This is a genomic window from Streptomyces cyaneochromogenes, assembly GCF_003963535.1.
Taxonomy (GTDB): domain Bacteria; phylum Actinomycetota; class Actinomycetes; order Streptomycetales; family Streptomycetaceae; genus Streptomyces; species Streptomyces shaanxiensis.
Genome location: NZ_CP034539.1, coordinates 3,718,834 through 3,741,387 on the forward strand (window position 1 = coordinate 3,718,834; position 22,554 = coordinate 3,741,387).

A 22,554-nucleotide genomic window follows, 5' to 3' on the forward strand; every position below is an offset into this window, starting at 1 on the left:
GACGAAATCGCCGATGCGGGGCAGACGGTGCGGACCGCTACCGGATGACGTGCTCCACGAACCGTGACGCCGTCTCCGCGAGCACCTCGCGCCCGTCCCGGGCCCACAACCCGTCGTTGAACAGCTCGACCTCGATGGCGCCGGTGTAGCCCGCCGCCTCCACGTACCCCTTCCACTCCCGCATGTCGATCGCCCCGTCCCCGATCTGACCGCGCCCGGTGAGCACGCCCTCGGGCAGCGGGGTGGTCCAGTCGGCGAGCTGGAAGGTGTGGATACGGCCACCCGCGCCCGCCCGGGCGATCTGCTCCGGCGCCGTGTCGTCCCACCAGACGTGGTACGTGTCCACCGTGACGCCGACCTGCCGGGCCGGGAAGCGTTCCGCGAGGTCGAGAGCCTGGGCCAGGGTCGACACCACGCACCGGTCGGAGGCGTACATCGGGTGCAGCGGCTCGATGGCGAGCTTCACGCCGCGTTCCTCGGCGTACGGGCCCAGCTCCCCCAGCGCGTCGGCGATCCGCTCCCGCGCGCCGTGCAGGTCCCTGGAGCCGGCGGGCAGACCGCCGGAGACCAGCACCAGTACGTCCGTGCCCAGCGTCGCCGCCTCGTCGACGGCCCGGCGGTTGTCGTCCAGCGCCTTCGCCCGCTCGTCCGGGTCGATCGCGGTGAAGAAGCCGCCGCGGCAGAGGGTGGTGACCGTCAGGCCCGCGTCGCGGACCAGCTTGGCCGTCGCCTCCAGGCCGTACGACTGGACGGGCTCGCGCCACAGGCCGACGTTGCCGATGCCCAGCCGGCCGCACTCCTCGACCAGCTCCGGCATCGACAGCTGCTTGACGGTCATCTGGTTGATGGAGAAACGGGCGAGATCGGCGGGATCCGTGGCGCTCACTGGGCGACTCCATACAGCGACAGCAGGTTCTTCATCCGCTCCTCGGCCAGCTTCGGGTCCGGGAACAGGCCCAGTCCGTCGGCGAGTTCGTAGGCACGGGCGAAGTGCGGGAGGGAGCGGGCCGACTGCAGGCCGCCGACCATCGTGAAGTGCGACTGGTGGCCGGCCAGCCAGGCCAGGAAGACCACGCCCGTCTTGTAGAAGCGGGTGGGCGCCTGGAAGAGGTGGCGGGACAGCTCGACCGTGGGGTCGAGGAGTGCGCGGAAGCCGGGCACGTTCCCCGTGTCCAGCACCCGCACCGCCTCGGCCGCCAGCGGCCCCAGCGGGTCGAAGATGCCGAGCAGGGCGTGGCTGAAACCCTTCTCGTCGCCCGCGATCAGCTCGGGGTAGTTGAAGTCGTCGCCCGTGTAGCAGCGCACGCCCTGCGGGAGGCGGCGGCGGATGTCGATCTCCCGCTGGGCCTCCAGCAGCGACACCTTGATGCCGTCCACCTTGTCCGGGTGGGCGGCGATGACCTCCAGGAAGGTGTCCGTGGCCGCGTCCAGGTCGGACGAGCCCCAGTAGCCCTCCAGCGCCGGGTCGAACATCGGGCCCAGCCAGTGCAGGACCACCGGCTCGGAGGCCTGGCGCAGGAGGTGGCCGTAGACCTCCAGGTAGTCCTCGGGCCCGGAGGCGGCGGCCGCGAGGGCGCGGGAGGCCATCAGGATCGCCCGCGCGCCGGACTCCTCGACGAGCGCGAGCTGCTCCTCGTACGCCGCCCGGACCTCGCCCAGGGACGCCGGGCCGGTGAGCTGGTCGGTGCCGACGCCGCAGGCGATGAGCCCGCCGACCGACTTGGCCTCCGCGGCGCTGCGGCGGATCAGCTCGGCCGCGCCCGCCCAGTCCAGGCCCATCCCGCGCTGGGCGGTGTCCATCGCCTCGGCGACGCCGAGCCCGTGGGACCACAGGTGGCGGCGGAAGGCGAGGGTGGCGTCCCAGTCGACGGCGGCGGGCGAGTCGGGGGTCGTGTCGGCGTACGGGTCGGCGACGACGTGCGCCGCGGAGTAGACCGTACGGGAGGTGAAGGGCGCGCCCGGGTTGAGGGCGAGGGGCTCCTGGCGGGGCTCGTACGCCCTCAACCCGCCCTTGAGGTCGGGCAGCTGGATGGTCACAGCGAGATCTCCGGCACATCGAGACGGCGGCCCTCGGCCGAGGACTTCAGGCCCAGCTCGGCGAGCTGGACACCGCGGGCGCCGGCGAGGAGGTCCCAGTGATAGGGGGCGTCGGCGTAGACGTGCTTGAGGAACAGCTCCCACTGGGCCTTGAAGCCGTTGTCGAAGTCGGCGTTGTCCGGGACCTCCTGCCACTGGTCGCGGAAGGAGTAGGTGGCCGGGATGTCCGGGTTCCAGACCGGCTTGGGGGTGAGGGAGCGGTGCTGGACGCGGCAGTTGCGCAGACCGGCGACGGCGGACCCCTCGGTCCCGTCGACCTGGAACTCCACCAGCTCGTCGCGGTTGACGCGCACGGCCCAGCTGGAGTTGATCTGGGCGATGGCGCCGCCGTCGAGCTCGAAGATGCCGTAGGCGGCGTCGTCGGCGGTGGCGTCGTAGGGCTTGTCGTTCTCGTCCCAGCGCTGCGGGATGTGGGTGGTGGCGATGGCCTGGACGGACTTCACGCGCCCGAAGAGCTCGTGAAGCACGTACTCCCAGTGCGGGAACATGTCGACGACGATGCCGCCGCCGTCCTCGGCGCGGTAGTTCCAGGACGGGCGCTGCGCGGTCTGCCAGTCGCCCTCGAAGACCCAGTAGCCGAACTCGCCGCGGATGGAGAGGATCCGGCCGAAGAAGCCGCCGTCGATGAGCCGCTTCAGCTTCAGCAGGCCCGGCAGGAAGAGCTTGTCCTGGACGACACCGTGCTTGATGCCGGCGTCGGCGGCCAGCCGCGCGAGCTCCAGGGCACCGTCCAGCCCCGTCGCGGTCGGCTTCTCGGTGTAGATGTGCTTGCCGGCGGCGATCGCCTTCCTGATCGCCTCCTCGCGGGCGGAGGTGACCTGGGCGTCGAAGTAGATCTCGACGGTGGGGTCGGCGAGGACCGCGTCGACATCGGTCGAGATGTTCTCCGGGTCCAGGCCGTGCTGCTCGGCGAGCGCCCGCAGCGCGTGCTCGCGGCGACCGACCAGGATCGGCTCCGGCCACAGCACGGTGCCGTCGCCGAGGTCGAGTCCGCCCTGCTCGCGGATGGCCAGGATCGAGCGGACCAGGTGCTGGCGGTAGCCCATGCGCCCCGTCACACCGTTCATGGCGATACGCACCGTCTTGCGTGTCACGTCGTTCCCTTCGTACGCGGGGTAGGCGCCGCGTACGCCCTGTCTTTCAACTGGCGAGCGTCACAGCAAGCGCTTTCTATGTCATAAGAAGCTAGCCTCTGAGCAGGGGTCTGGACAAGACCGTGACCAGCCTGAGTTGTTCGAGGGGACGAACAACGGGGGTTGTTGGCCGTATGGTCTGCTCGGCACACACGGAACCGTGGACGTGGGCGGTCTGTCTACGTGGGCGTAAGCCTGCCTGCGAATACGCGGGCTTAGGCCTGCCAGTGAGTACGGGGGCGCAAGCCCGCCTGTGAGCGCGTACGAGGTGTACGACGAGATGCACGACCGGAGGACGACGAGATGACGGTGACCCTGGCGGACGTGGCGGCCCGCGCCCAGGTCTCCCCCGCGACGGTGTCGCGCGTGCTGAACGGGAACTACCCCGTGGCCGCCACCACCCGCGAGCGGGTGCTACGGGCGGTCGACGAGCTGGACTACGTGCTGAACGGCCCGGCGAGCGCGTTGGCTGCCGCCACCTCCGACCTGGTCGGCATCCTGGTCAACGACATCGCCGACCCCTTCTTCGGGATCATGGCGAGCGCGATCCAGTCGGAGATCGGCGGGCCGGGCGGCCGCGCGGGCGGTGAGCGGCTGGCGGTGGTCTGCAACACGGGCGGCTCGCCGGAGCGGGAGCTGACCTACCTGACCCTGCTGCAGCGGCAGCGGGCCGCGGCGGTCGTCCTGACCGGCGGCGCCGTGGAGGACGCGCCCCACGCGGCGGCCGTGGCCTCCAAGCTGCGGAAGCTGGCGGACGCCGGGACGAAGGTGGTGCTGTGCGGACGGCCGCCGGCGCCGGACACGGGTGCGATCGCGCTGACCTTCGACAACCGCGGGGGCGGACGTGAGCTGACCGAACACCTCATCGGCCTCGGGCACCGGCGGTTGGGCTACATCGCGGGCCCGGAGGAGCGGACCACCACCCGGCACCGCCTGGAGGGCCACCGGGCCGCGCTGGAGGCCCACGGCATCGAAGAGGACGCCCGCTGGACGGTCTACGGCCGCTACGACCGCCAGTCCGGCTACGAGGCGACCCTGGAGCTGCTGCGCCGGGACCCGTCCCTGACGGCCGTGGTCGCGGCGAACGACTCCGTCGCGCTCGGCGCGTGCGCGGCGCTGCGGGACTCCGGGCTGCGCATCCCGGACGACGTGTCGGTGGCGGGCTTCGACGACCTGCCGTTCAGCATCGACGCGGTGCCTTCTCTTACGACGGTGAGGCTGCCGTTGGCGGAGGCGGGGGCGCGCGCCGGGCGGATCGCGATGGGGCGGGAGGAGGCGCCGCCCGGGGGGATCGCGACGATTCGGGGGGAGTTGATGGTTCGGGGGTCTTCCGGGGGGCCTCGGGGGTAGGTCGGGGTTCGGACCCGGCTGGGGTCGGGGCTGGCTGCGGCCGGTCTCCGGGGCTGGATACGGCCGGCCTTCGCGGCCTCGCTGTGTGAGGGGGCGGGCGGGATGACCGGGACTTCTCCGGCTTCAGGCGACATGCTGGAGCCGGACAGGCAACACTTGCGGGACTCTCCGTACGACTTCGATGTGCCTTCCAGGCGTTCCGCGGCCGTGGCGGCACGGCGGCAACTGTACGGCTGCCGAGTACGAACGCCTGGCCTGTCCGGCGGACCTGCGGGGCGAGGAAGGTGCCGCCTGGCCAGGGTCGGCTCTCGGCGTGGTGGTCAGTTCCGAACTGTGCGTGAACAGCCCGTGCATCGCCGAGCTCGCGAGCCACTGGTGGAGCGCGTCAGGCGCGGGTCCGCCTGAGCCGGCCTGCGAGTTCCGCGTCACCGATCGGGCAGCGCGCGGTGATCCGGATCCAGCGAGACACCGGCCCGCTGGAAATCTGGTACTACGACATGGACATGAACGAAGTCGAAGGGTGGGGCCGACAGTTGGTGCGGCTGGACCTCACCTGTCCGGCGTACCTGGAACACTTGGCGCTGAGCAAGGGAACGTCGGCTGCGCTTCGCCGCCCGATTCAGCTGATGCGGCTAATGCGGCTGATGCGCCAGATTCGGCTGGCGCGGCTGGCGCGGCTGGGTCACTCGATTCCGCCGGACACGCCTTGGGCCCCGCCATCCGCCACGCGCCGCAGCTCCTTCTCCAGCAGCGTGAAGGACTTCGGCGGCGCCCCGCCCGGCTGCGGCTTGCCCTCCTTGTGGCCCACGACGCGGTAACCGGCGTCCTGGTAGTAGGCGTTGAGGGGCGCGTTGCCGGCCAGGCAGTCCAGGCGGACGCGGGTGCGTCCCACCTCGGCCACCCGGTGTTCCGCCGCCTTCAGCAGCAGCCGGCCCGTCCCGCGCGCGGCCGTGCTCCGGTCGACCATGAGCCGGTGCACGTACCCGGCCACCGGTGGCTGCGGGCCCCAGGCGGCCTCGTCCTCCCACCAGAGCTCCCAGGCACCCGCGACCCGCCCGTCGGCCTGCGCGAGCCAGACCTCGCCACGGGCCATGACCCGGCGGAAGTGGTCCTCGTCCAGCTCCCCCGGCCGCCACTGCCCGGTGATGCCGCGAGCGAGCATCCAGCGGGCCGCCTCGTCGCGGAGGCGGACGAGCGTGGCCAGGTCGGCCTCGGTGGCAGGGCGGACGCGTAGATCATTCACGCGGGGATCCTCGCACGCCTGTCCGACGGCGGTCCGTCGGGCCGCACGCTGCCGCTCGTACCAGCGGGAAGACCCCGTACCAGGGGGAGGGCCCCGCGGCAGGGGAGGCCCCGCAGCAGGCGAGGGCGCCGCAGCAGGCGAGGGCGCCGCAGCAGGCGAGGGCGCCGCAGCAAGGGGAAGATCTCGCACCACGGGGGAGATAAAGAGATTGCCTCGCGACCAGAGCTCCCGTTGGCTGGGCGGCATGGCTGAACTGCGTACCGACCGCCTCCTCCTGCGCCGATGGCGTGATTCCGACCTTGCTCCGTGGGCGGCGATGAATGCCGATCCCGAGGTTCGAGAGCACCTGGGCGATCTGCTCACCCGCGAACAGAGCGATGCCTCCGTGGCGCTCTTCCAGGCCGAGTTCGACCAGCGAGGCTACGGGTGGTGGGCGGTCGAGGTGCGGGCGACGGGTGAGTTCATCGGTTTCGCGGGCCTGGACGACGTGGACGACGGCATGCCGTTCACCGGAGTGGAGATCGGCTGGCGGCTCGCCCGCTCGGCCTGGGGTCAGGGCTACGCCACCGAGGCCGCGCTGACCGTCCTGGCCCATGGCTTCGACACCCTTGGGCTTCCCGAGATCCTCGCTGTCACCACGGCCACCAACCTTCGTTCGCAGGCGGTGATGCGCCGGATCGGCATGACCCGGGACCCGGCCGACGACTTCGACGACCTCACCGAGCCCGAGGGGCCACTGCGTCCGAACGTGCTGTACCGCATCGCCCACGGCGCGAGGAGCTGACGGCAGAGGGCCTCGATCGCGTAGCTCGCGAGCCTCGCGAAAGCCCCCGCCCCTACCGAATCCCTCGTTCCGAACGTAGGACTCTCCCACCGATGAGTTCCGGGCCCCGCCCCGGTCTCCAGTGCGTCCTCACCCGAGCGAGAAAACAGGAGCACCTCCCATGCGCATCGTCATCACCGAGTTCATCAGCCTCGACGGCGTCGTGCAGGCGCCCGGCGGCCCCCAGGAGGACACCGACGGCGGCTTCGCGCACGGTGGCTGGTCGCATCCGTACTTCGACGAGGAGGTCCTCGGCGGCGCCTTCGACGCGGGGATGCGCAACGCCGAGGCGCTGCTGTTCGGGCGCCGTACCTGGCAGACCATGGCCGGGGCGTGGCCGGAGCGGGCCGGGGACCCCTTCGCCGACCGGATGAACTCGATCAAGAAGTACGTCGTCTCCAGCACCCTCACCGACGCCGACCTGACCTGGGAGAACACCAGCCTCATCCCCGGTCCCGAAGCCGTCGCCCGGATCCGCGAGCTGCGTGCGGCCGAGGGCGGCGACCTGGCGATGATGGGCAGCCCCACCCTCGTACGGACCCTCATCCAGGAGGGCCTGGTCGACGAGCTCCAGCTGATCGTGATGCCGGTGCTGCTCGGCGGCGGGAAGTCGGTCTTCCCGGCCGACGGCGGGAAGCGGCCGTTCGAGCTGGTGTCGACGACCGCCGCGAAGACGGGCGCCCAGGTGTGCGTCTACCGGCCCGCCGCCGCGGAGGCATAGCCGAGGGGTAGCCGAGGGGTAGCCGTAGCGGCGCGGGCGTCCTAGGCTCGACATGGCGATATCTCTGACTGAGTCAAACATCTGAGTCAAGCATCCGGGGATCGACGACCATGACCGTCCATGACATCCGCGCCTTCAACCGCTTCTACACCAACGTCATCGGCGCCCTCGACTACAGCCGCCACCTCTACGCCCCGTACACCCTCACCGAGTCCCGCGTCCTGTACGAGCTCGCGCACTCCCCGCGTACCGACGCGGCCGATCTGCGGGCCGAGCTCTCGCTGGACGCGGGGTATCTGAGCCGGATCCTGAACAAGTTCGAGCAGGACGGGCTCATCGAGCGCACGCCCTCCCGGCACGACCCGCGCCGCCGGCGCGTCACGCTCACCGCGCGCGGCCGGGAGACCGGCAAGCTGCTGGAGGAGCGGGCGAACGAATCGGTCGGCTCACTGCTGTCGACCGTGCCGGCGGACGAACGGCCGCGGCTCGCCGAGGCGCTGACGACCGTACGCACCATCCTGTCCCACGGCCGCCCGCCCCGCCGCGAGGACGTCCTGCTGCGCGAGCCCGGCGCCGGCGACCTCGGCTGGATCGTGCAGCGCAACGCCGCGCTGTACGCCGCCGAGTACGGCTTCAACGCCGACTACGAGGGGCTGGTGGCGAGGATCGTCGCGGACTTCGCGGAGGATCACGATCCGCATCTGGAGCGGGTGTGGATCGCCGAGCTGGACGGGCGGCCGGTGGGCTGCGTGATGTGCGTGCGGGACGAAGCCCCGGCGACCGCCCGGCTGCGGCTGCTGCTGGTCGAGCCCGACGCGCGCGGCCTCGGCATCGGCGACCGGCTCGTCGCCGCCGTCGTCGACTTCGCCCGCGGGGTCGGCTACCGCGAACTCGTCCTGTGGACCAACGACGTCCTGGCCGCCGCCCGCCGCGTCTACCAGCGCCACGGCTTCGTCCTCGTCACCGAGAAGGCCCACCGCTCCTTCGGCAAGGACCTGAACGGGCAGGACTGGCGACTGGACCTGCACGGCACACAGGAGTGAGATCACCGGTACGGGGCAGGAGGTGACCGGTCCGGAGCGCCCCCGGCCCGCCTGCCGGATGGGCGTGCCCTCGTTTCCCTGGCAAGGTGGGATCCATGAAACTGGCGTTCTCCACCCTCGGCGTCCCCGGTCTCCCCCTCCCCGAGGTGCTGCGCCTGGCGACGGCACACGGGTATCACGGCGTCGAGCTGCGCACGCACCCGGAGGAACCGGTGCACCTGGGCCTCGGCCCCGCCGAACGGGCCGACGCGGCGGCCGAGTTCAAGACCGCCGGCGTCGAGCTGCTGGGCCTGGCCGGGTACGCCCGGGTCGCCGCGCCCGGTGACGACGGGCCCGTGATCGAGGAGGTCCGCAGGCTCGTCGACCTCGCCCACGACCTCGGCGCCCCCTTCGTCCGCGTCTTCCCCGGCGCCGACCCCGAACAGAGCCGGCAGTCGGCGGACGCGATCGCCGCGCGGCGGCTGGGTACGGCCGCGGAGTACGCCGCCGACATGGGCGTACGGATCCTGCTGGAGACCCACGACTCGCACCGCACCGCGGCCGACTCGATGCGCGTCCTCGGCCTGGTCGGCCACCGCCACGTCGGCTCGCTGTGGGACGTCATGCACACCTGGCTGGGCGGCGAGCAGCCCACGGAGAGCTACGCGGCCCTCGCCCCCTACCTCGGCTACGTCCAGCTCAAGGACATCGCCTCCGCCGACGACACGACCCCGCTCCCGCTCGGCGCCGGAGTACTGCCCCTCGCCGAGTGCGTGGAGGTCCTCTCCCGCCACGGCTGGGACGGCTGGCTGTGCTGGGAGTACGAGAAGCGGTGGTACGAGGACGCCGCCCCGCTGCCCGAACTCCTCGCCGCGGGGCGCGACCACCTGGCACGGCTGCTGAACGAGTCGGCCTAGGCGCCGACGCGGACACCGACGCCGACGGCAGGGGCCGTGCCCACTGTGCCGTCAGAGGGCGGCCACGAGTTCCACCTCGAACCCGTCGCTGTTCTCCAGGTAGGCCGCGTAGTGCCGCTTCCCGCCCGCGTGCGGATGCCGCTCGGGAAACATCAGCGTCCAGCCGTGGCCCGCCGCCCGTTCCGCCAGGGTGTCGACGGTCTGCCGGTCCCGGACGTGGAAGGCGAGGTGGTTCAGGCCGGGCGCGCACCGGTCGTGGCGGGCGGCGGTGAGTGCCGGTGACTGCTCGAAGACCAGGTAGGTGGGGCCGAGGCGCCAACTGTGCCCGTTCTCCCAGCTCTGGAAGAGCGTGTAGCCCAGCTCGTGCAGGAGCCACCGCCACTGTGCGACGGCCCGTTCGAGGTCCGGCACCCAGATCTCGAGATGGTGCAGGGTTCCCGCCGGGGCTTCGGTGGACACGGATCTCCCTCCTCGGATCTGTGCTCGGATCTGTGCTGGAACTGCGCTCGGATCTGCGCTCGGATCTGCGGACCGTAATTCGTTGGCCGACGCCCGGTCCGCCGTATAACGTCCCCCCTCGTGCCCGAACCCATCCCCCGCCCCGCCATGCCCTCATGAGCCTCGCCCGTACGTTCATCGACGTACGGCCGCTGCGCGCCTCCCCCGTTTTCCGGCGGCTGCTGATCGGGCGGACGGTGTCCGTGCTGGGTGGCTTCATGACCATGGTGACCGTCATGTACCAGGTCTGGGAGATGACGCACAGCGCGGTCTGGAGTGGTGCGGTCGGGGTCGCGCAGGTGGTGCCCATGGTGGGGGTGGGGCTGTTCGCCGGGGCTTGGGTGGACCGGGGGGACCGGCGGCGGATCTTTCTGGTGGCCACCGTGGGGCAGGCGGTCTGCGCGCTGCTGCTCGCGGTGCAGGGCTTCACCGGTGGCGTGCCGGTGGCCGGGATCCTCGCGCTGGTGGCGGCCGGGGCCTGCTTCGGTGCGGTCGGCGGGCCCGCGGCGGGCGTGTTCGTGCCGCGGCTGCTGCCGAAGGAGCAGGTGGCGGCGGGGCTGGCCCTCAACCAGGTCACCGGCCAGGCGATGATGCTGCTCGGCCCGGCACTGGGCGGGTTGTTCCTCGGCTGGTTCGGTATCGGCGTCTGCTATCTGCTGGACGCCCTCAGCTTCGGCCTCGCCTTCTACGGTGCCTTCGGCCTGCCCGCGCTGCCGCCCGAGGGCGAGCCGTCGCGGGCCGGGCTGCACGGCGTCCTGGACGGCCTGCGCTTCCTGGCCGGCCACCGCGTGGTGCGCGGCGCGCTCATCACCGACCTCGCCGCCACGGTCCTCGCCATGCCGGCCAGCCTCTTCCCCCTGGTCAACGCGGAACGCTTCGGCGGCAACCCGCGCACCCTCGGCCTGTTCGTCTCCGCCCTCGCGGTGGGCGGCGTCACGGCGACGGCCCTGTCGGGTTCGGTCACCCGGCTGGGCCGCCCCGGCCTGGTGATGCTGTGCGGATCGAGCACGTGGGGCGTGGCGCTGGCCCTGTTCGGCCTGACGACCGACCCGTGGGCCGGGCTCGGGCTGCTGGCGGTGGCGGGGGCCGCCGATGCCCTGGCGGTCGTCTCGCGCACCACGATCGTCCAGACCCTTACCCCCGACGTCCTGCTGGGCCGGGTGACGGCCGCCGAGCAGATCGTCGGCCAGGGCGGCCCGCACCTCGGCAACCTGCGCGGCGGCCTGGTCGCCGGCTGGTCCTCCGGCGCGACCGCCCTGGTCACGGGCGGGCTGCTGTGCGTACTGGCGGTGGCCTACGTGGGTACCGCCACGCCGGAACTGCGGGACGGGAAGGTCACTCCGGACGGGCCATGAGCGGCGTGGTGGGGTCGAGGCACCAGCCCAGCACGGCCGGCCACGGCCCGTACCCGGCATCCAGGTCGAGATGGGCGGCGCCCGGGAGGATGTCGGTCGGGAGCGCGAGCGGGGCGCCGTAGACGGTGTCGGCACCCTCCTCGCAGTACGGGTCGTCGTCACCCGCGACCAGGCGGGTGGGGCCGGGAAGGGTGAACTCCAGGGGCGGCGGGGCGAATCGGGCGACCTCCGGGTGCCGGGCGAGTACGGCGCCGGACGGCGGGGCCACGAGCAGTACCCGGTCCACGGCGTCGAGCCCGGGCATCCCGCGTGCGACGGCGTGCAGCCACAGCACGGCGGACAGGCTGTGCGCGACCACGACCCGTTCCGCCCCCGCGTCGAGCTCGCCGAGGTGCCGTCCCAACTCCTCCAGCCAGACCTCCGGTTCGGGGTCGTCGGGGTCGGGGAGCTGCGGGTAGACGACCTGGTGGCCGATGCCGGCGAGACGGTCGGCGAGCCAGTGCTGCCAGTGGTCCTTGGGGCGGTGGTTCTGCCAGCCGTGGAGGATGAGATAGGCGGTCATGGCGTCGATGGTCGCCGATCCCGGCCGTGGCGGGCCAATGTCGGCGTTCACTGGGCGCGGGGTGGGGTAGGTGGCGCCGACCGCGCGGCCCGAGGCGACGGAGACCTGCGCGTACGGCGCCGGCCGGCCCGGCGCCGCGCGGGCGGGTTACGGCGTGGGTTACGGCGTCGATGCAGTCGCCGACCTCACGAGCCCCTGGCACGCGAGTGAACGCGTAGCTCCCTGGGCCCTCTTCCCCTCCCCGCCGGCCCTCGTCACAACCGCGCCCGCAACGCCCCGAACTCCTCGTGGAAACCCGGAAAGGTCTTCCGTACGCACCCGGGGTCGTCGAACGAGATACCCGGCACCCGCAGCCCGGTCACCGCGAAGGACATGACGATGCGGTGGTCACCGTACGACTTGATCTCCGCGCCGACGGGACCACCCGCGGGACCCGGCTGGATCTCGATCCAGTCCGGGCCGGTGGTCACCTCCACCCCCAGCCGCCGCAGATTCTCCGCGCACGCCTCCAGCCGGTCGCACTCCTTCACCCGCGTGTTCGCCACGTCCTCGATCCGCACCGGCCCGGAGGCGAATGGCGCGAGGGCCGCGAGGGTCGGCATGGTGTCGGAGACGTCCCGCATGTTGACGGTGACGCCCCGCAGTTCACCGGTCCCCCGGACCGTCGTCGACTCCGCGCCCACCGACACCTCGGCGCCCATCCGGCGCAGTACGTCGACGAAGCCCAGGTCGCCCTGGAGCGCGCCCTCGCCCAGCCCCGGGACCGTCACCTCGCCGCCCGTGACGGCGGCCGCCGCGAAGAAGTAGCTCGCGGTCGACGCGTCGGGCTCCACCGCGTACGTCGTGGCGCGGTAGCCGCCGGGCGGGACGACGAAGACGTCGCCCTCGCGCCGCACCTCGACCCCGAAGGCCCGCATCATCGCGATCGTGATCTCGACGTACGGCACCGAGACCAGGTCGGTCACCGTGATCCGCAGGCCCGTGCGGGTCAACGGCCCGAGCAGCAGCAGCGCCGTGAGGTACTGCGACGACTGACCGGCGTCCAGCGTCACCTCCCCGCCCTCGACGCCGGCCGCCGCGACCGTCAGCGGATGGTGGCCCTCCCGCTCCTCGTGCCGCAGGTCCACGCCGAGGTCGCGCAGGGCGCGGGTCAGCGGGAGCAGGGGGCGGCGGCGCATCTGGGGCGAGGCGTCGAAGCGGTAGGTGCCGTGGCCGGCCGCGGCGAGCGTCGGCAGGAAGCGGGCCGTGGTCGCGCCGTCGCGGCAGTAGACGTCCGCCTCCGCGACCGCGGGCCCCTGCGGGCGGCCGTCGACCTGCCAGGCGTCCGGGGTCCTGCCGACCCGGTACCCGAGCCGGGCCAGCCCCTCGGCGAAGCCCTCCGTGTCGTCGGAGCGCAGCGGCCGTACGAGGGTGGTGACCCCGTCGGCCGCCGCCGCCAGGAAGAGGGCGCGGGCGGTGATGGATTTCGAACCGGGGATCTCGACAACGGGCATGCCGACATGATCGCCCGCGCAGCGGCCCCGACGCCGGTACGTCCACGGGATGGACCCACCCCGCCCGACCGCCACTGCCGGTTCGACGCCTGTCCGATGCCCGCGCGACACTCCGCCCGCCGCCCGGCCGACGCCCTGCGCGCCGCCAGCGCCCCGCCCGACGCCCTACCCGCCGCCGGTTCGGCGCCCCCGTCCGCCCGCCCCCGCACCACGCCCTCTCGACACTCTTCCCACCTCCGCCCCGCACCACCGCCCGCCACCCACTCCACCCCCACCCACATCCCACCCGCCCCCCTGACCCCCGCCTCACCAACTTCCCGGATTCCAGCCATCCCGTGGAACCCAGCCCCACCCCCGCTCGTCCAATGCGCAAGCTGCCGGAGAGTCACCGTGGCGCGGTGTCGGCCCTCGCTGCTGGCTGCGATCGCTGACCACCCTCTCCGCCGTGCCGCGGCCGGCAGCACGCCGTCATCGGCGCGCCCCCCTCCAACTGCGCCGATGGCGGCCCCTTGTTGGTTACGGTTCGTTCCCTTGACTGGCAGAAACTTCCCGGTTATTGGTGACTTCTCGGAAGTTTCCTTCAGTGCACCACCTCCGGAAGGAGCGCACGTGCCCGACACCAGCACGGGAAGCAGAGAAGGCACAGGCAGTGCAGGCAGCACAGGCAGTGCAGGCAGTACGGGAAACACCGCAGCCCCCTCAAGACGTACGGTCCTCGCGGCGACCGCGGGCGTCACCACCGCCCTGGCCCTCGGCGGCCAGGCCCACGCGGCCGCCCCCGACGACCGGAAACTCCGCGCCCTCATCGCCCGGATGACCCTGCCGGAGAAGGTCGGCCAGCTCTTCGTCATGCGGGTCTACGGCCACTCCGCGACCGCCCCCGACCAGGCCGACATCGACGCCAACCTCAAGGAGATCGGCGTCCGGACGGCCGCCGAGCTGGTCGCCGAGTACCGGGTGGGCGGCATCATCTACTTCACCTGGGCGCACAACACCCGTGACCCGCACCAGATCGCCGACCTGTCGAACGGCATCCAGCGGGCGTCTCTCAGCCTGCCCCGCGGCCTGCCCGTCCTCGTCTCCACCGACCAGGAGCACGGCATCGTCTGCCGCGTGGGCGAGCCCGCCACCCTCTTCCCGGGCGCCATGGCCATCGGAGCCGGCGGCTCGCGCGCCGACGCCCGCACCCTCGGCCGTATCGCCGGACAGGAACTCAAGGCGCTCGGCATCCGGCAGAACTACTCCCCGGTGGCCGACGTGAACGTCAACCCGGCCAACCCGGTCATCGGCGTGCGCTCCTTCGGCGCCGATCCGGACGCCGTGGCCGGGATGGTCGCCGCCGAGGTGTCCGGGTACCAGCGGTCGCGCGGCGACCGGCAGGTCGCGGCCACCGCCAAGCACTTCCCCGGCCACGGCGACACCGCCGTCGACAGCCACTACGGCTTCCCGGTCATCACGCACACCCGCGAGCAGTGGGAGACCCTGGACGCCCCGCCCTTCCGGGCCGCCGTCCGCGCCGGCATCGACTCGATCATGACCGCGCACATCATGGTCCCGGCCCTCGACGACTCCGGCGACCCCGCCACCCTCTCCCGCCCGATCCTCACCGGCATCCTGCGTGAGGAGCTGGGCTACGACGGCGTGGTGGTGACCGACTCACTCGGCATGGAGGGCGTACGGACGAAGTACGGCGACGACCGCGTCCCCGTCCTCGCGCTCAAGGCGGGCGTGGACCAGCTCCTCAACCCGCCCTCCCTCGACATCGCGTGGAACGCTGTCCTCAAGGCCGTCCAGAACGGCGAGTTGACCGAGGCGCGGCTCGACGAGTCGATCCTGCGCATCCTGCGCCTGAAGGCGAAGCTGCGACTGTTCGACGAGCCGTACGTCAGCCAGGGCGGCGTCGACCGCAACGTCGGCACCCCCTCCCACCTCAGGGCGGCCGACCGCATCGCCGAGCGCACGACGACCCTGCTGGTCAACGACGGGCCGCTGCTCCCGCTGTCCCGCCGCACCCACCCCAAGCTCCTGGTCGTCGGCGCCGACCCGGCCTCCCCGTCCGGCACGACGGGCCCGCCGACCGGCGTGCTCGCCACGGCCCTGACCGAGCTGGGCTTCACGGCGAGCGCCCTGTCGACCGGTACGGCACCCTCGGCCACCACGATCGCCCGGGCCGTCGCAGCGGCGGCGGAAGCGGACGCGGTGGTGGTGGGGACGTACAACGTCACGGCGCGCAGTACGCAGAAGGCGCTGGTCCAGCAGCTCCTCGCGACGGGGAAGCCGGTCGTGGCGGTCGCGATCCGCAACCCGTACGACGTGGCCCACCTGCCCGATGTCCGCGCCTACCTGGCCGCCTACTCCTGGACCGACGTCGAACTGCGCGCCGCCGCACGGGTGATCGCCGGACGGGTGTCCCCGCGCGGGACCCTGCCGGTGCCGGTACAGCGGGCGGACGATCCGACGCGGGTGCTGTATCCGGTCGGGCACGGGCTGTCGTACGGCAACAGGTAGCGTGCCGTAGCACTTTGGACGTAGAGCCCGTACGCCGCACAACGGGCGCACTCACCCCCAACCGACGCAAAGGACCCCACACGTCTGGCGTGCGCCCGCCGTAGCGGGTCACGCTGGACAGGGGTATCCGGGGGGAGTGCGATGCGCGGGAGAAGTGTGGTGGGGGTGGCGTGTGCGTTGCTGGTGCTGCTCGCCGCGCTGTTGACGGGGTGCCAGAGTCCGTCGGGGGCGGCCGAGGAGGACGGGCGGCTCGGGGAGAGCGGGAGCGCCGGCGCGAGTGCGACCGCGAGCGGGCGGCAGGTGACACCTACCCGGCCCGCCGGATACGGCGCGGTGTTCCTCGGCGTCGACGAGTGCAGTTCCTTCGGCACGACCAGCTTCACCGAGGTGCCCTGCACCAGTGAGCGGGCGGCGGCACGGGTCGTCGCGCGGCACGACGGCACGGTGGGCGACGGGCCCCTGTGCCCCGGGACCACGGACTTCGTCCTGCACATCAGCGAACAGAGCCGGACCTCCGACGAGGACGGCGACGGTGCGATCCCCCAGGGCTACGCCTGCATGCGCAACCTCGCCCCACCCCACCCCGGCGACCCCGGCGGCGGAGGCGGCCCCCGCACCATCGTCGGCGACTGCGTCTACAACTCCGGCGACGGCCAGGTCCGCGAGACCGCCTGCGACGGCAAGGACGAGCGCAAGCCGCAGTACAAGGTGACGAAGGCCGTCGACAAGCGGGCGAAGTGCCCCTTGTCGACGGCCCTGTACGTCCAACTGGGCGGCGAGAAGCCGGTGGGCTGCGCGCGGCCGGTGTGAGGCGCGCGGCCCGTTCCGGGTCCTACGGACGCAGGGCGGGCTCCCGCTCCACGTCGCGAACGTCCAGCTTCGCGTCGTACTTCGCCAGCGGCTTCGCCCGCTCCACGGCGGCGGACGGGACGCCCGCCCACTCCAGGATGCGGGCCGTCGCCAGGGCCTTCTCGTCCGCGACCAGACCCGCCACGCGTGCGCCGTGGTTGGCGCCGGGGGCGGTCAGGACGTACGAGTCCTGCGCGCCCTTGCCGAGGCGGAACGGTTCGGCGCCCCAGGGGTCGTTCTGTCCGTAGACGAAGAGCATGTGGCGGGCGTTGTGCTTCACCCAGGTGTCCACGTCGCGCATGGCCCACGGCTGGAACCGGGTCGGGATGTCGCTCGGGACGAAGTTCCGCGGGGGCTGGTAGCCGTAGCGGATGTACTGCTTCTCGATGTGCGGGAAGCCGATCGTCGGCGCGCCGAGCTGGGTCGCCGCCTGGTAGTAGTACGGCGTGTACGGCTCCAGGCCCTGGTCCGTGTAGGAGGCGAAACCGCCGACCGTGTCGATGGACGCCCAGATCTGGTCGTCCGTCGCGTTCTTCGCGTCCGGCGGGATCAGCGTGTCGTCACCGCAGTTCTCCAGCTGGTTGTACTGCCAGAAGCCCCAGACGTAGTCCAGGACGACCGCCTCGTACGCCTTGTCCAGGCTGCCGATCGTGCCGAAGGTGTAGTTGTTCTCGGCGGCGTAGGCGGCGTACTTCTTCTCCAGCGGCTCCCGGCGCACCAGCGCCTCCCGCTGCACGGCGTTCAGCCGGTCGCGGCACTCCTTGGTGCCGACGCCCGCGAAGAAGCGGTCGTAGGCCGAGTCCTCGTCGTTCACCACGTCGTTGGGAGCGACGTAGGCGACGACGCCGTCCATGTCCTTCGGGTAGAAGCGCTCGTAGTACGTGGCGGTCATGCCGCCCTTGGAGCCGCCCGTGGAGATCCAGTTCCTGTCGTAGATCTTCTTCAGCGCCTTGAAGATGCGGTGCTGGTCGCTGGCCGCCTGCCAGATGTCCAGCTTGGTCCAGTCGGCCGGGGCGGGCCGGGACGGGGTGAAGAAGCGATACTCCATGGAGATCTGGTTGCCGTCCACGATCTGGGCCGGCTCGCGGCGGCTCGGCGTCGTGGAGACGTTGTAGCCGCTGGTGTAGAAGACCGTCGGCCGGCTGACGTCCTTGTGCAGCACGGTGATCCGCTGCTGGAACGTGCCCTTGGACGGGTTCCGGTGGTCGACCGGCTGGGTGTAGTTGAGGACGAAGAAGCGGTAGCCGGTGTAGGGCTTCTCCTCGATCAGGCTCATCCCCGGTATGGAGAGCAGTCGTTCCTTGATGTCGGTCGTGCCGGTGGCCTCCGGCTCGGCGGCGGTTGCCGCGCCCGCCGTGCTCAGCGTGCCTATGAGCACGGTGAACGCGAGCAGCCATCTGAGCGCCTTGCGCATGCACCCTCCCCTGTGAGACAGATGTGCGTGCGGAAGCTATCGGAGCAACTCCCTTACGCACCAGGGGAGATGAAGAATTAGCAGGTCAGCAGAGGATCCAGCCCTTGCTCACGGACCCCCGCCCGACCTTGCCCTTCACCCATACGCAGCGCTGCCCGGCATGCACCGTCACCGGCCCGGCCTGGTAGCGGTAGTGCCACTCGTCGACGACGGGGTTGGCGCGACGCGCCTGCACGCTGACCATCATCCACTGCTTGCGGCCCGGGTCCTTGGGCTTGGTGATGGCGCAGACGTAGCCGCCCTTCTTGTAGACGTACAGCGTGCCGGTGGAGAACGGGTACGTCCTGACCTTGCGCCCCTCGCATTTCGTCGGGGCGGCGGCGTGCGCCTGAGTCGGCGCCGCGACCGCGAGCAGTCCGGAGGCGGTCAACAACGCCAGACCGACCGCCAGTCGTCGGCGTATCGCACCACTGTCCACTGTGTCGTCCTCCCCGTACACCGGCATTGAGCGTACTGATGTACGGACGCACGACGTATGCCGGGTGGTTGCACGACCGTCACGGTCACACCCGCGCGGGACCTATCGGGCCGCCCCCACCGGCTCCTCCGGCTCGCTCTGCCCGAGGAAGGTCCGCCACAACTGCGCATACCGCCCGCCCCGCGCCACCAGCTCCTCGTGCGTGCCGTCCTCCGCGACCCGCCCGTGGGCACAACCTCCCTCGGTCACCCTCGCGCCGCCCGGCCCTGACGGGCCTCCCAGCCGCGCCGCGGTAGCGGCACATCGACACAGCGGGCGACTGGCCGGACTCCGTCCGGCACTCACCTGACCCGGCACTACGCCGCGGCGGCCTCGGCCTCGGCCTCCCCCACGAACGTCCGCCACAACTCCGCGTACCGCCCGCCCCGCGCCACCAGCTCCTCGTGCGTGCCGTCCTCCGCGACCCGCCCGTGGTCCATCACCACGACCCGGTCCGCGCGGGCGGCCGTGGTCAGGCGGTGGGCCACCACGAGGGTCGTACGGCGGCCGGCGAGGCGGTCTGTCGCCTGGTTGACCTGGGCCTCCGTGGCCAGGTCCAGGGCGGCCGTCGCCTCGTCGAGGAGCAGGACGTCGGGGTCGACCAGCTCGGCGCGGGCCAGGGCGATGAGCTGGCGTTGCCCGGCGGAGAGGTTGCGGCCGCGCTCGGCGACCTCGTGGAGGTAGCCGCCGTCGAGGGTGGCGATCATCTCGTGGGCGCCCACCGCGCGGGCCGCCGCCTCGACCTCGGCGTCGGTCGCCTCCGGCCGGCCGTAGGCGATGGCGTCGCGGACAGTGCCCTGGAAGAGGTACGCCTCCTGCGGGACCACGCCGAGCCGGTGGCGGTACGACGTGATGTCCAGCGAGCGCAGATCCGTGCCGTCGACGGTGACCCGGCCGCCGGTCGGGTCGTAGAACCGCGCCACCAGCTTGACGAGGGTCGACTTGCCCGCACCGGTCTCGCCGACGAACGCGACCGTCTGCCCGGCGGGGATGCGCAGGTCGATCCCGCCCAGCGCCTCCTCAGTTCCGTCGGTGGAGCCGTACGCGAAGTGCACGTCCTCGAAGGCGATCTCGCCCCGCAGCGACAGCACCTCCAGCGGCTCGGAGGCCGCCTTCGTCGACGTCGGCTCCTGGAGCAGCTCCTGGATGCGGCCGAGCGAGACCGTGGCCTGCTGGTAGCCGTCGAAGACCTGGGAGAGCTGCTGGACCGGGGCGAAGAACAGGTCGATGTAGAGCAGGTACGCCACCAGCGCGCCCGCCGTCAGCGTCGCGTCGTCGATCCGGCCCCCGCCGACGATCAGCACCGCGACCACGGCCACCGAGGAGAGGAACTGCACGAAGGGGAAGTAGACGGAGATCAGCCACTGCCCCCGGATGCGGGCCTTGCGGTAGCTGTCGCTGCGCTCCGCGAACCGCGCGCCGCCGTCCCGCTCGCGCCGGAAGGCCTGCACGATCCGCAGCCCGGACACCGACTCCTGCAGGTCCGCGTTGACCAGCGAGACCCGCTCACGGGCGAGTTCGTACGCCTTCACACTCGCCCGGCGGAAGTAGTACGTCGCCAAGATCAGCGGCGGCAGCGTCGCGAAGACGAGAAGCGCGAGCTGGAGGTCGATCACCAGCAGGGCGACCATGATGCCGAAGAAGGTGACGACCGAGACGAACGCGGTGACCAGGCCCGTCTGGAGGAAGGTCGACAGGGCGTCGACGTCCGTCGTCATCCGCGTCATGATCCGGCCGGTCAACTCCCGCTCGTAGTAGTCGAGTCCGAGCCGCTGGAGCTGGGCGAAGATCTTCAGGCGCAGTGAGTAGAGGACGCGTTCGCCGGTGCGCCCGGTCATCCGCGTCTCCCCGATCTGCGCCACCCACTGGGCCGTCACGGCGAGCAGGGCCAGCAGGGAGGCCGCCCAGACCGCGCCGAGCGCTGCCTGGGTGACGCCCGAGTCGATGCCGTGCCGGATCAGGACCGGCAGCAACAGGCCCATGCCGGCGTCCACGGCGACCAGGCCGAGGCTGATCAGCAGGGGGCGCCCGAAGCCGCGGAGCAGCCGCTTCAGGCCGTACGACTCCTCCGGCCGCACCGCACGCGCCTCGTCGATGTCGGGCCGGTCGGCCGCCGGGGGCAACGCCTCGACCTGGGCGAGGAGCTCCGGGGTGGCCGGTGACTCCACGAGGGCGAGGTCCTTGGGCTCGCGGTCGCCGGTCCACAGCCTCGGCGTCACCCCGCGCTCGGCGTCGAACTCGGCGTCCAGTTCGTCGCGTACGGAGGTGTCCTCCTGCGGGCAGGCCGGCTGGGCGTGGCCGGGTGAGACGCCGCCGAGTTCGTCGGGGTCGGTGAGGAGGCGGCGGTACAGGGCGGAGCGTTCCTGCAGCTCCTCATGGGTGCCGATGTCGGCGAGCCGGCCGGCGTCGAGGACGGCGATGCGGTCGGCGAGGTTCAGGGTGGAGCGCCGGTGGGCGATGAGGAGAGTGGTACGTCCCTCCATGACCTGCTTCAGCGCCTCGTGGATCTCGTGCTCGACGCGCGCGTCCACCGCCGAGGTCGCGTCGTCCAGGACGAGGAGGCGGGGGTCGGTGAGGATCGCGCGGGCGAGCGCGACGCGCTGGCGCTGGCCGCCGGAGAGGGTGAGGCCGTGCTCGCCGACCTTGGTGTCGTAGCCCTCGGGCAGCTCTGCGATGAAACGGTCCGCCTGGGCGGCGCGCGCGGCGGCCTCGATCTGCTCGTCGGTCGCGTCGGGACGGCCGTACGCGATGTTGCTCCGCACGGTGTCCGAGAAGAGGAACGAGTCTTCGGGCACCAGCCCGATCGCGGCCCGCAGCGAGTCGAAGGTCAGCTCGCGCACGTCGTGGCCGCCGACGAGGACGGCGCCGCGTGTGACGTCGTAGAAGCGCGGGAGGAGGAGGGAGACCGTGGACTTGCCGGAGCCGGAGGAGCCGACGACGGCGAGGGTCTCGCCGGGTTGGATCTCGAAGCTGAGCCCGTCGAGGACGGGGCCGGTGGCGTCGTCGTAGCCGAAGGCCACGTCGTCGAACTCGACGGTCGCGGGCGCGTCGGCGGGCAGGCTCTTGCCGCCCTCCTTGATCGACGGCTCGGTGTCGATCAGCTCCAGGACCCGCTCGGTGCCCGCACGGGCCTGCTGCCCGACCGTGAGCACCATGGCGAGCATCCGGACCGGTCCGACCAGCTGGGCGAGGTAGGTGGAGAAGGCTACGAACGTACCGAGGGTGATGTGCCCGCGCACGGCCAGCCAGCCGCCGAGCGCCAGCATGGCGACCTGCCCGAGGGCCGGGACGGCCTGCAGCGCCGGCGTGTACTTGGAATTGAACCGGATGGTCCGCAGCCGCCCGGCGAACAGCCGCCGGCTGACGTCCCTCAGCTTCCCGGTCTCCTGCTCCTCCTGCCCGAACCCCTTCACCACCCGTACGCCGCTGACGGCCCCGTCGACCACGCCCGCGACGGCCGCGGCCTGGGCCTGGGCGTACCAGGTGGAGGGGTGCAGCTTGGTACGGCTGCGCTTGGCGATCCACCACAGTCCCGGGGCGACCGCGAGGGCCACCAGCGTCAGCGGCACCGACAGCCAGGCCATGACGACCAGGGAGATCACGAAGAGCGCGAAGTTCCCGATGGTCATCGGGAGCATGAAGAGCAGGCCCTGGATCAGCTGGAGATCGCTGGTGGCGCGTCCGACGACCTGCCCGGTGGACAGCTCGTCCTGTCGCCGCCCGTCGAGCCGGGTGATCGTCCCGAACATCTCGGTCCGCAGGTCGTGCTGGACGTCGAGGGCGAGGCGGCCGCCGTAGTAGCGGCGTATGTAGGTGAGGACGTAGACGGCGAGGGCGGCCGCCACCAGCAGGCCCGCCCACAGGGCCATGCCCCGGCTGTGGTCGCCGATCACGTCGTCGATGATCACCTTGGTGATCAGCGGGACGATCGCCATCACGGCCATACCGGCGAGGGAGGAGCCGAGGGCGAGGATCACGTCCTTGCGGTAACGCCAGGCATAGCCCCACAGTCGCCGTGCCCAGCCCCTCGTCTCCCCCTGCTGCGCTGCCAC

The 22,554-nt window shown here is 71.9% G+C and carries 19 protein-coding genes; 8 read left to right on the top strand and 11 right to left on the bottom strand.

Annotated elements, in window-relative coordinates; genetic code table 11:
• Nucleotides 1-37: 37 nt before the first annotated feature.
• The 3 genes from EJ357_RS16580 to EJ357_RS16590 are packed head-to-tail and all read right to left on the bottom strand — an operon-like array spanning nucleotide 38 to nucleotide 3,191.
• Nucleotides 38-838 (bottom strand): sugar phosphate isomerase/epimerase family protein, encoded by an 801-nt coding sequence (locus tag EJ357_RS16580; protein WP_126399555.1) that lies wholly within the window; start codon nucleotides 836-838, stop codon nucleotides 38-40.
• A 44-nt stretch (nucleotides 839-882) separates the two neighbouring features.
• The gene (locus tag EJ357_RS16585; protein ID WP_126392369.1) at nucleotides 883-2,037 is read right to left on the bottom strand and encodes a dihydrodipicolinate synthase family protein; all 1,155 of its coding nucleotides are present in this window, start codon (nucleotides 2,035-2,037) and stop codon (nucleotides 883-885) included.
• Nucleotides 2,034-3,191: a Gfo/Idh/MocA family protein gene (locus EJ357_RS16590; RefSeq protein WP_126392370.1), complete on the bottom strand. Its 1,158-nt coding sequence runs from the start codon at nucleotides 3,189-3,191 to the stop codon at nucleotides 2,034-2,036. Before EJ357_RS16590 ends, EJ357_RS16585 begins: the two co-directional genes overlap by 4 nt.
• A gap of 342 nt (nucleotides 3,192-3,533) precedes the next feature.
• Here EJ357_RS16590 and EJ357_RS16595 point away from each other — a divergent pair, with 342 nt between their 5' ends.
• Nucleotides 3,534-4,580 carry a LacI family DNA-binding transcriptional regulator gene (locus EJ357_RS16595; RefSeq protein WP_126392371.1) on the top strand — a complete coding sequence of 349 codons (1,047 nt, stop codon included), beginning with the start codon at nucleotides 3,534-3,536 and terminating at the stop codon, nucleotides 4,578-4,580.
• Between the two features lie 682 nt (nucleotides 4,581-5,262).
• Here the strand turns inward: EJ357_RS16595 and EJ357_RS16600 are convergent.
• On the bottom strand, nucleotides 5,263-5,823 hold the full coding sequence (locus EJ357_RS16600) for a GNAT family N-acetyltransferase (protein WP_126392372.1): 561 nt from the start codon (nucleotides 5,821-5,823) through the stop codon (nucleotides 5,263-5,265).
• A 244-nt stretch (nucleotides 5,824-6,067) separates the two neighbouring features.
• Here EJ357_RS16600 and EJ357_RS16605 point away from each other — a divergent pair, with 244 nt between their 5' ends.
• The 4 genes from EJ357_RS16605 (at nucleotide 6,068) to EJ357_RS16620 (ending at nucleotide 9,306) form a co-directional block, all read left to right on the top strand.
• A complete protein-coding gene (locus tag EJ357_RS16605) occupies nucleotides 6,068-6,607 on the top strand; it encodes a GNAT family N-acetyltransferase (RefSeq protein WP_126392373.1) in 540 nt (179 codons plus the stop codon).
• Nucleotides 6,608-6,767: 160 nt separating this feature from the next.
• Nucleotides 6,768-7,367 carry a dihydrofolate reductase family protein gene (locus EJ357_RS16610; protein ID WP_126392374.1) on the top strand — a complete coding sequence of 200 codons (600 nt, stop codon included), beginning with the start codon at nucleotides 6,768-6,770 and terminating at the stop codon, nucleotides 7,365-7,367.
• A 110-nt stretch (nucleotides 7,368-7,477) separates the two neighbouring features.
• Nucleotides 7,478-8,410, top strand: a complete 933-nt coding sequence (locus EJ357_RS16615) for a bifunctional helix-turn-helix transcriptional regulator/GNAT family N-acetyltransferase (protein WP_126392375.1) — start codon at nucleotides 7,478-7,480, stop codon at nucleotides 8,408-8,410.
• A gap of 95 nt (nucleotides 8,411-8,505) precedes the next feature.
• Entirely contained in the window at nucleotides 8,506-9,306 is an 801-nt protein-coding gene (locus EJ357_RS16620; RefSeq protein WP_126392376.1) for a sugar phosphate isomerase/epimerase family protein, read from the top strand.
• A 51-nt stretch (nucleotides 9,307-9,357) separates the two neighbouring features.
• Here EJ357_RS16620 and EJ357_RS16625 read toward each other — a convergent pair whose 3' ends face one another.
• Nucleotides 9,358-9,765, bottom strand: a complete 408-nt coding sequence (locus EJ357_RS16625) for a VOC family protein (protein WP_126392377.1) — start codon at nucleotides 9,763-9,765, stop codon at nucleotides 9,358-9,360.
• Between the two features lie 155 nt (nucleotides 9,766-9,920).
• Here EJ357_RS16625 and EJ357_RS16630 point away from each other — a divergent pair, with 155 nt between their 5' ends.
• A complete protein-coding gene (locus tag EJ357_RS16630; RefSeq protein ID WP_126392378.1) occupies nucleotides 9,921-11,159 on the top strand; it encodes an MFS transporter in 1,239 nt (412 codons plus the stop codon).
• Here the strand turns inward: EJ357_RS16630 and EJ357_RS16635 are convergent.
• Both EJ357_RS16635 and aroA read right to left on the bottom strand, forming a co-directional pair.
• Entirely contained in the window at nucleotides 11,140-11,721 is a 582-nt protein-coding gene (locus EJ357_RS16635; protein ID WP_126392379.1) for an RBBP9/YdeN family alpha/beta hydrolase, read from the bottom strand. The two genes, EJ357_RS16630 and EJ357_RS16635, sit on opposite strands and share 20 nt — an antisense overlap.
• Nucleotides 11,722-11,975: 254 nt before the next feature.
• Nucleotides 11,976-13,214: a 3-phosphoshikimate 1-carboxyvinyltransferase gene (gene aroA, locus EJ357_RS16640; RefSeq protein WP_126392380.1), complete on the bottom strand. Its 1,239-nt coding sequence runs from the start codon at nucleotides 13,212-13,214 to the stop codon at nucleotides 11,976-11,978.
• Between the two features lie 609 nt (nucleotides 13,215-13,823).
• On the opposite strand from aroA, the gene EJ357_RS16645 reads away from it, so the two are divergent.
• Together EJ357_RS16645 and EJ357_RS16650 are read left to right on the top strand one after the other, a co-directional pair.
• A complete protein-coding gene (locus tag EJ357_RS16645) occupies nucleotides 13,824-15,722 on the top strand; it encodes a glycoside hydrolase family 3 protein (RefSeq protein ID WP_126392381.1) in 1,899 nt (632 codons plus the stop codon).
• A 141-nt stretch (nucleotides 15,723-15,863) separates the two neighbouring features.
• Nucleotides 15,864-16,532, top strand: coding sequence for a hypothetical protein (locus EJ357_RS16650; protein WP_126392382.1), 669 nt, complete (start codon nucleotides 15,864-15,866; stop codon nucleotides 16,530-16,532).
• Between the two features lie 22 nt (nucleotides 16,533-16,554).
• Here EJ357_RS16650 and EJ357_RS16655 read toward each other — a convergent pair whose 3' ends face one another.
• The 4 genes from EJ357_RS16655 to EJ357_RS16665 form a co-directional block, all read right to left on the bottom strand.
• Nucleotides 16,555-17,985 (bottom strand): S28 family serine protease, encoded by a 1,431-nt coding sequence (locus EJ357_RS16655; protein WP_126392383.1) that lies wholly within the window; start codon nucleotides 17,983-17,985, stop codon nucleotides 16,555-16,557.
• A gap of 85 nt (nucleotides 17,986-18,070) precedes the next feature.
• A complete protein-coding gene (locus EJ357_RS16660; RefSeq protein WP_126399558.1) occupies nucleotides 18,071-18,463 on the bottom strand; it encodes a cupredoxin domain-containing protein in 393 nt (130 codons plus the stop codon).
• 102 nt (nucleotides 18,464-18,565) lie between these two features.
• Nucleotides 18,566-18,712 (bottom strand): hypothetical protein, encoded by a 147-nt coding sequence (locus EJ357_RS48310; RefSeq protein WP_175647415.1) that lies wholly within the window; start codon nucleotides 18,710-18,712, stop codon nucleotides 18,566-18,568.
• Between the two features lie 107 nt (nucleotides 18,713-18,819).
• Nucleotides 18,820-22,554, bottom strand: a complete 3,735-nt coding sequence (locus EJ357_RS16665; protein ID WP_126392384.1) for an ABC transporter ATP-binding protein — start codon at nucleotides 22,552-22,554, stop codon at nucleotides 18,820-18,822.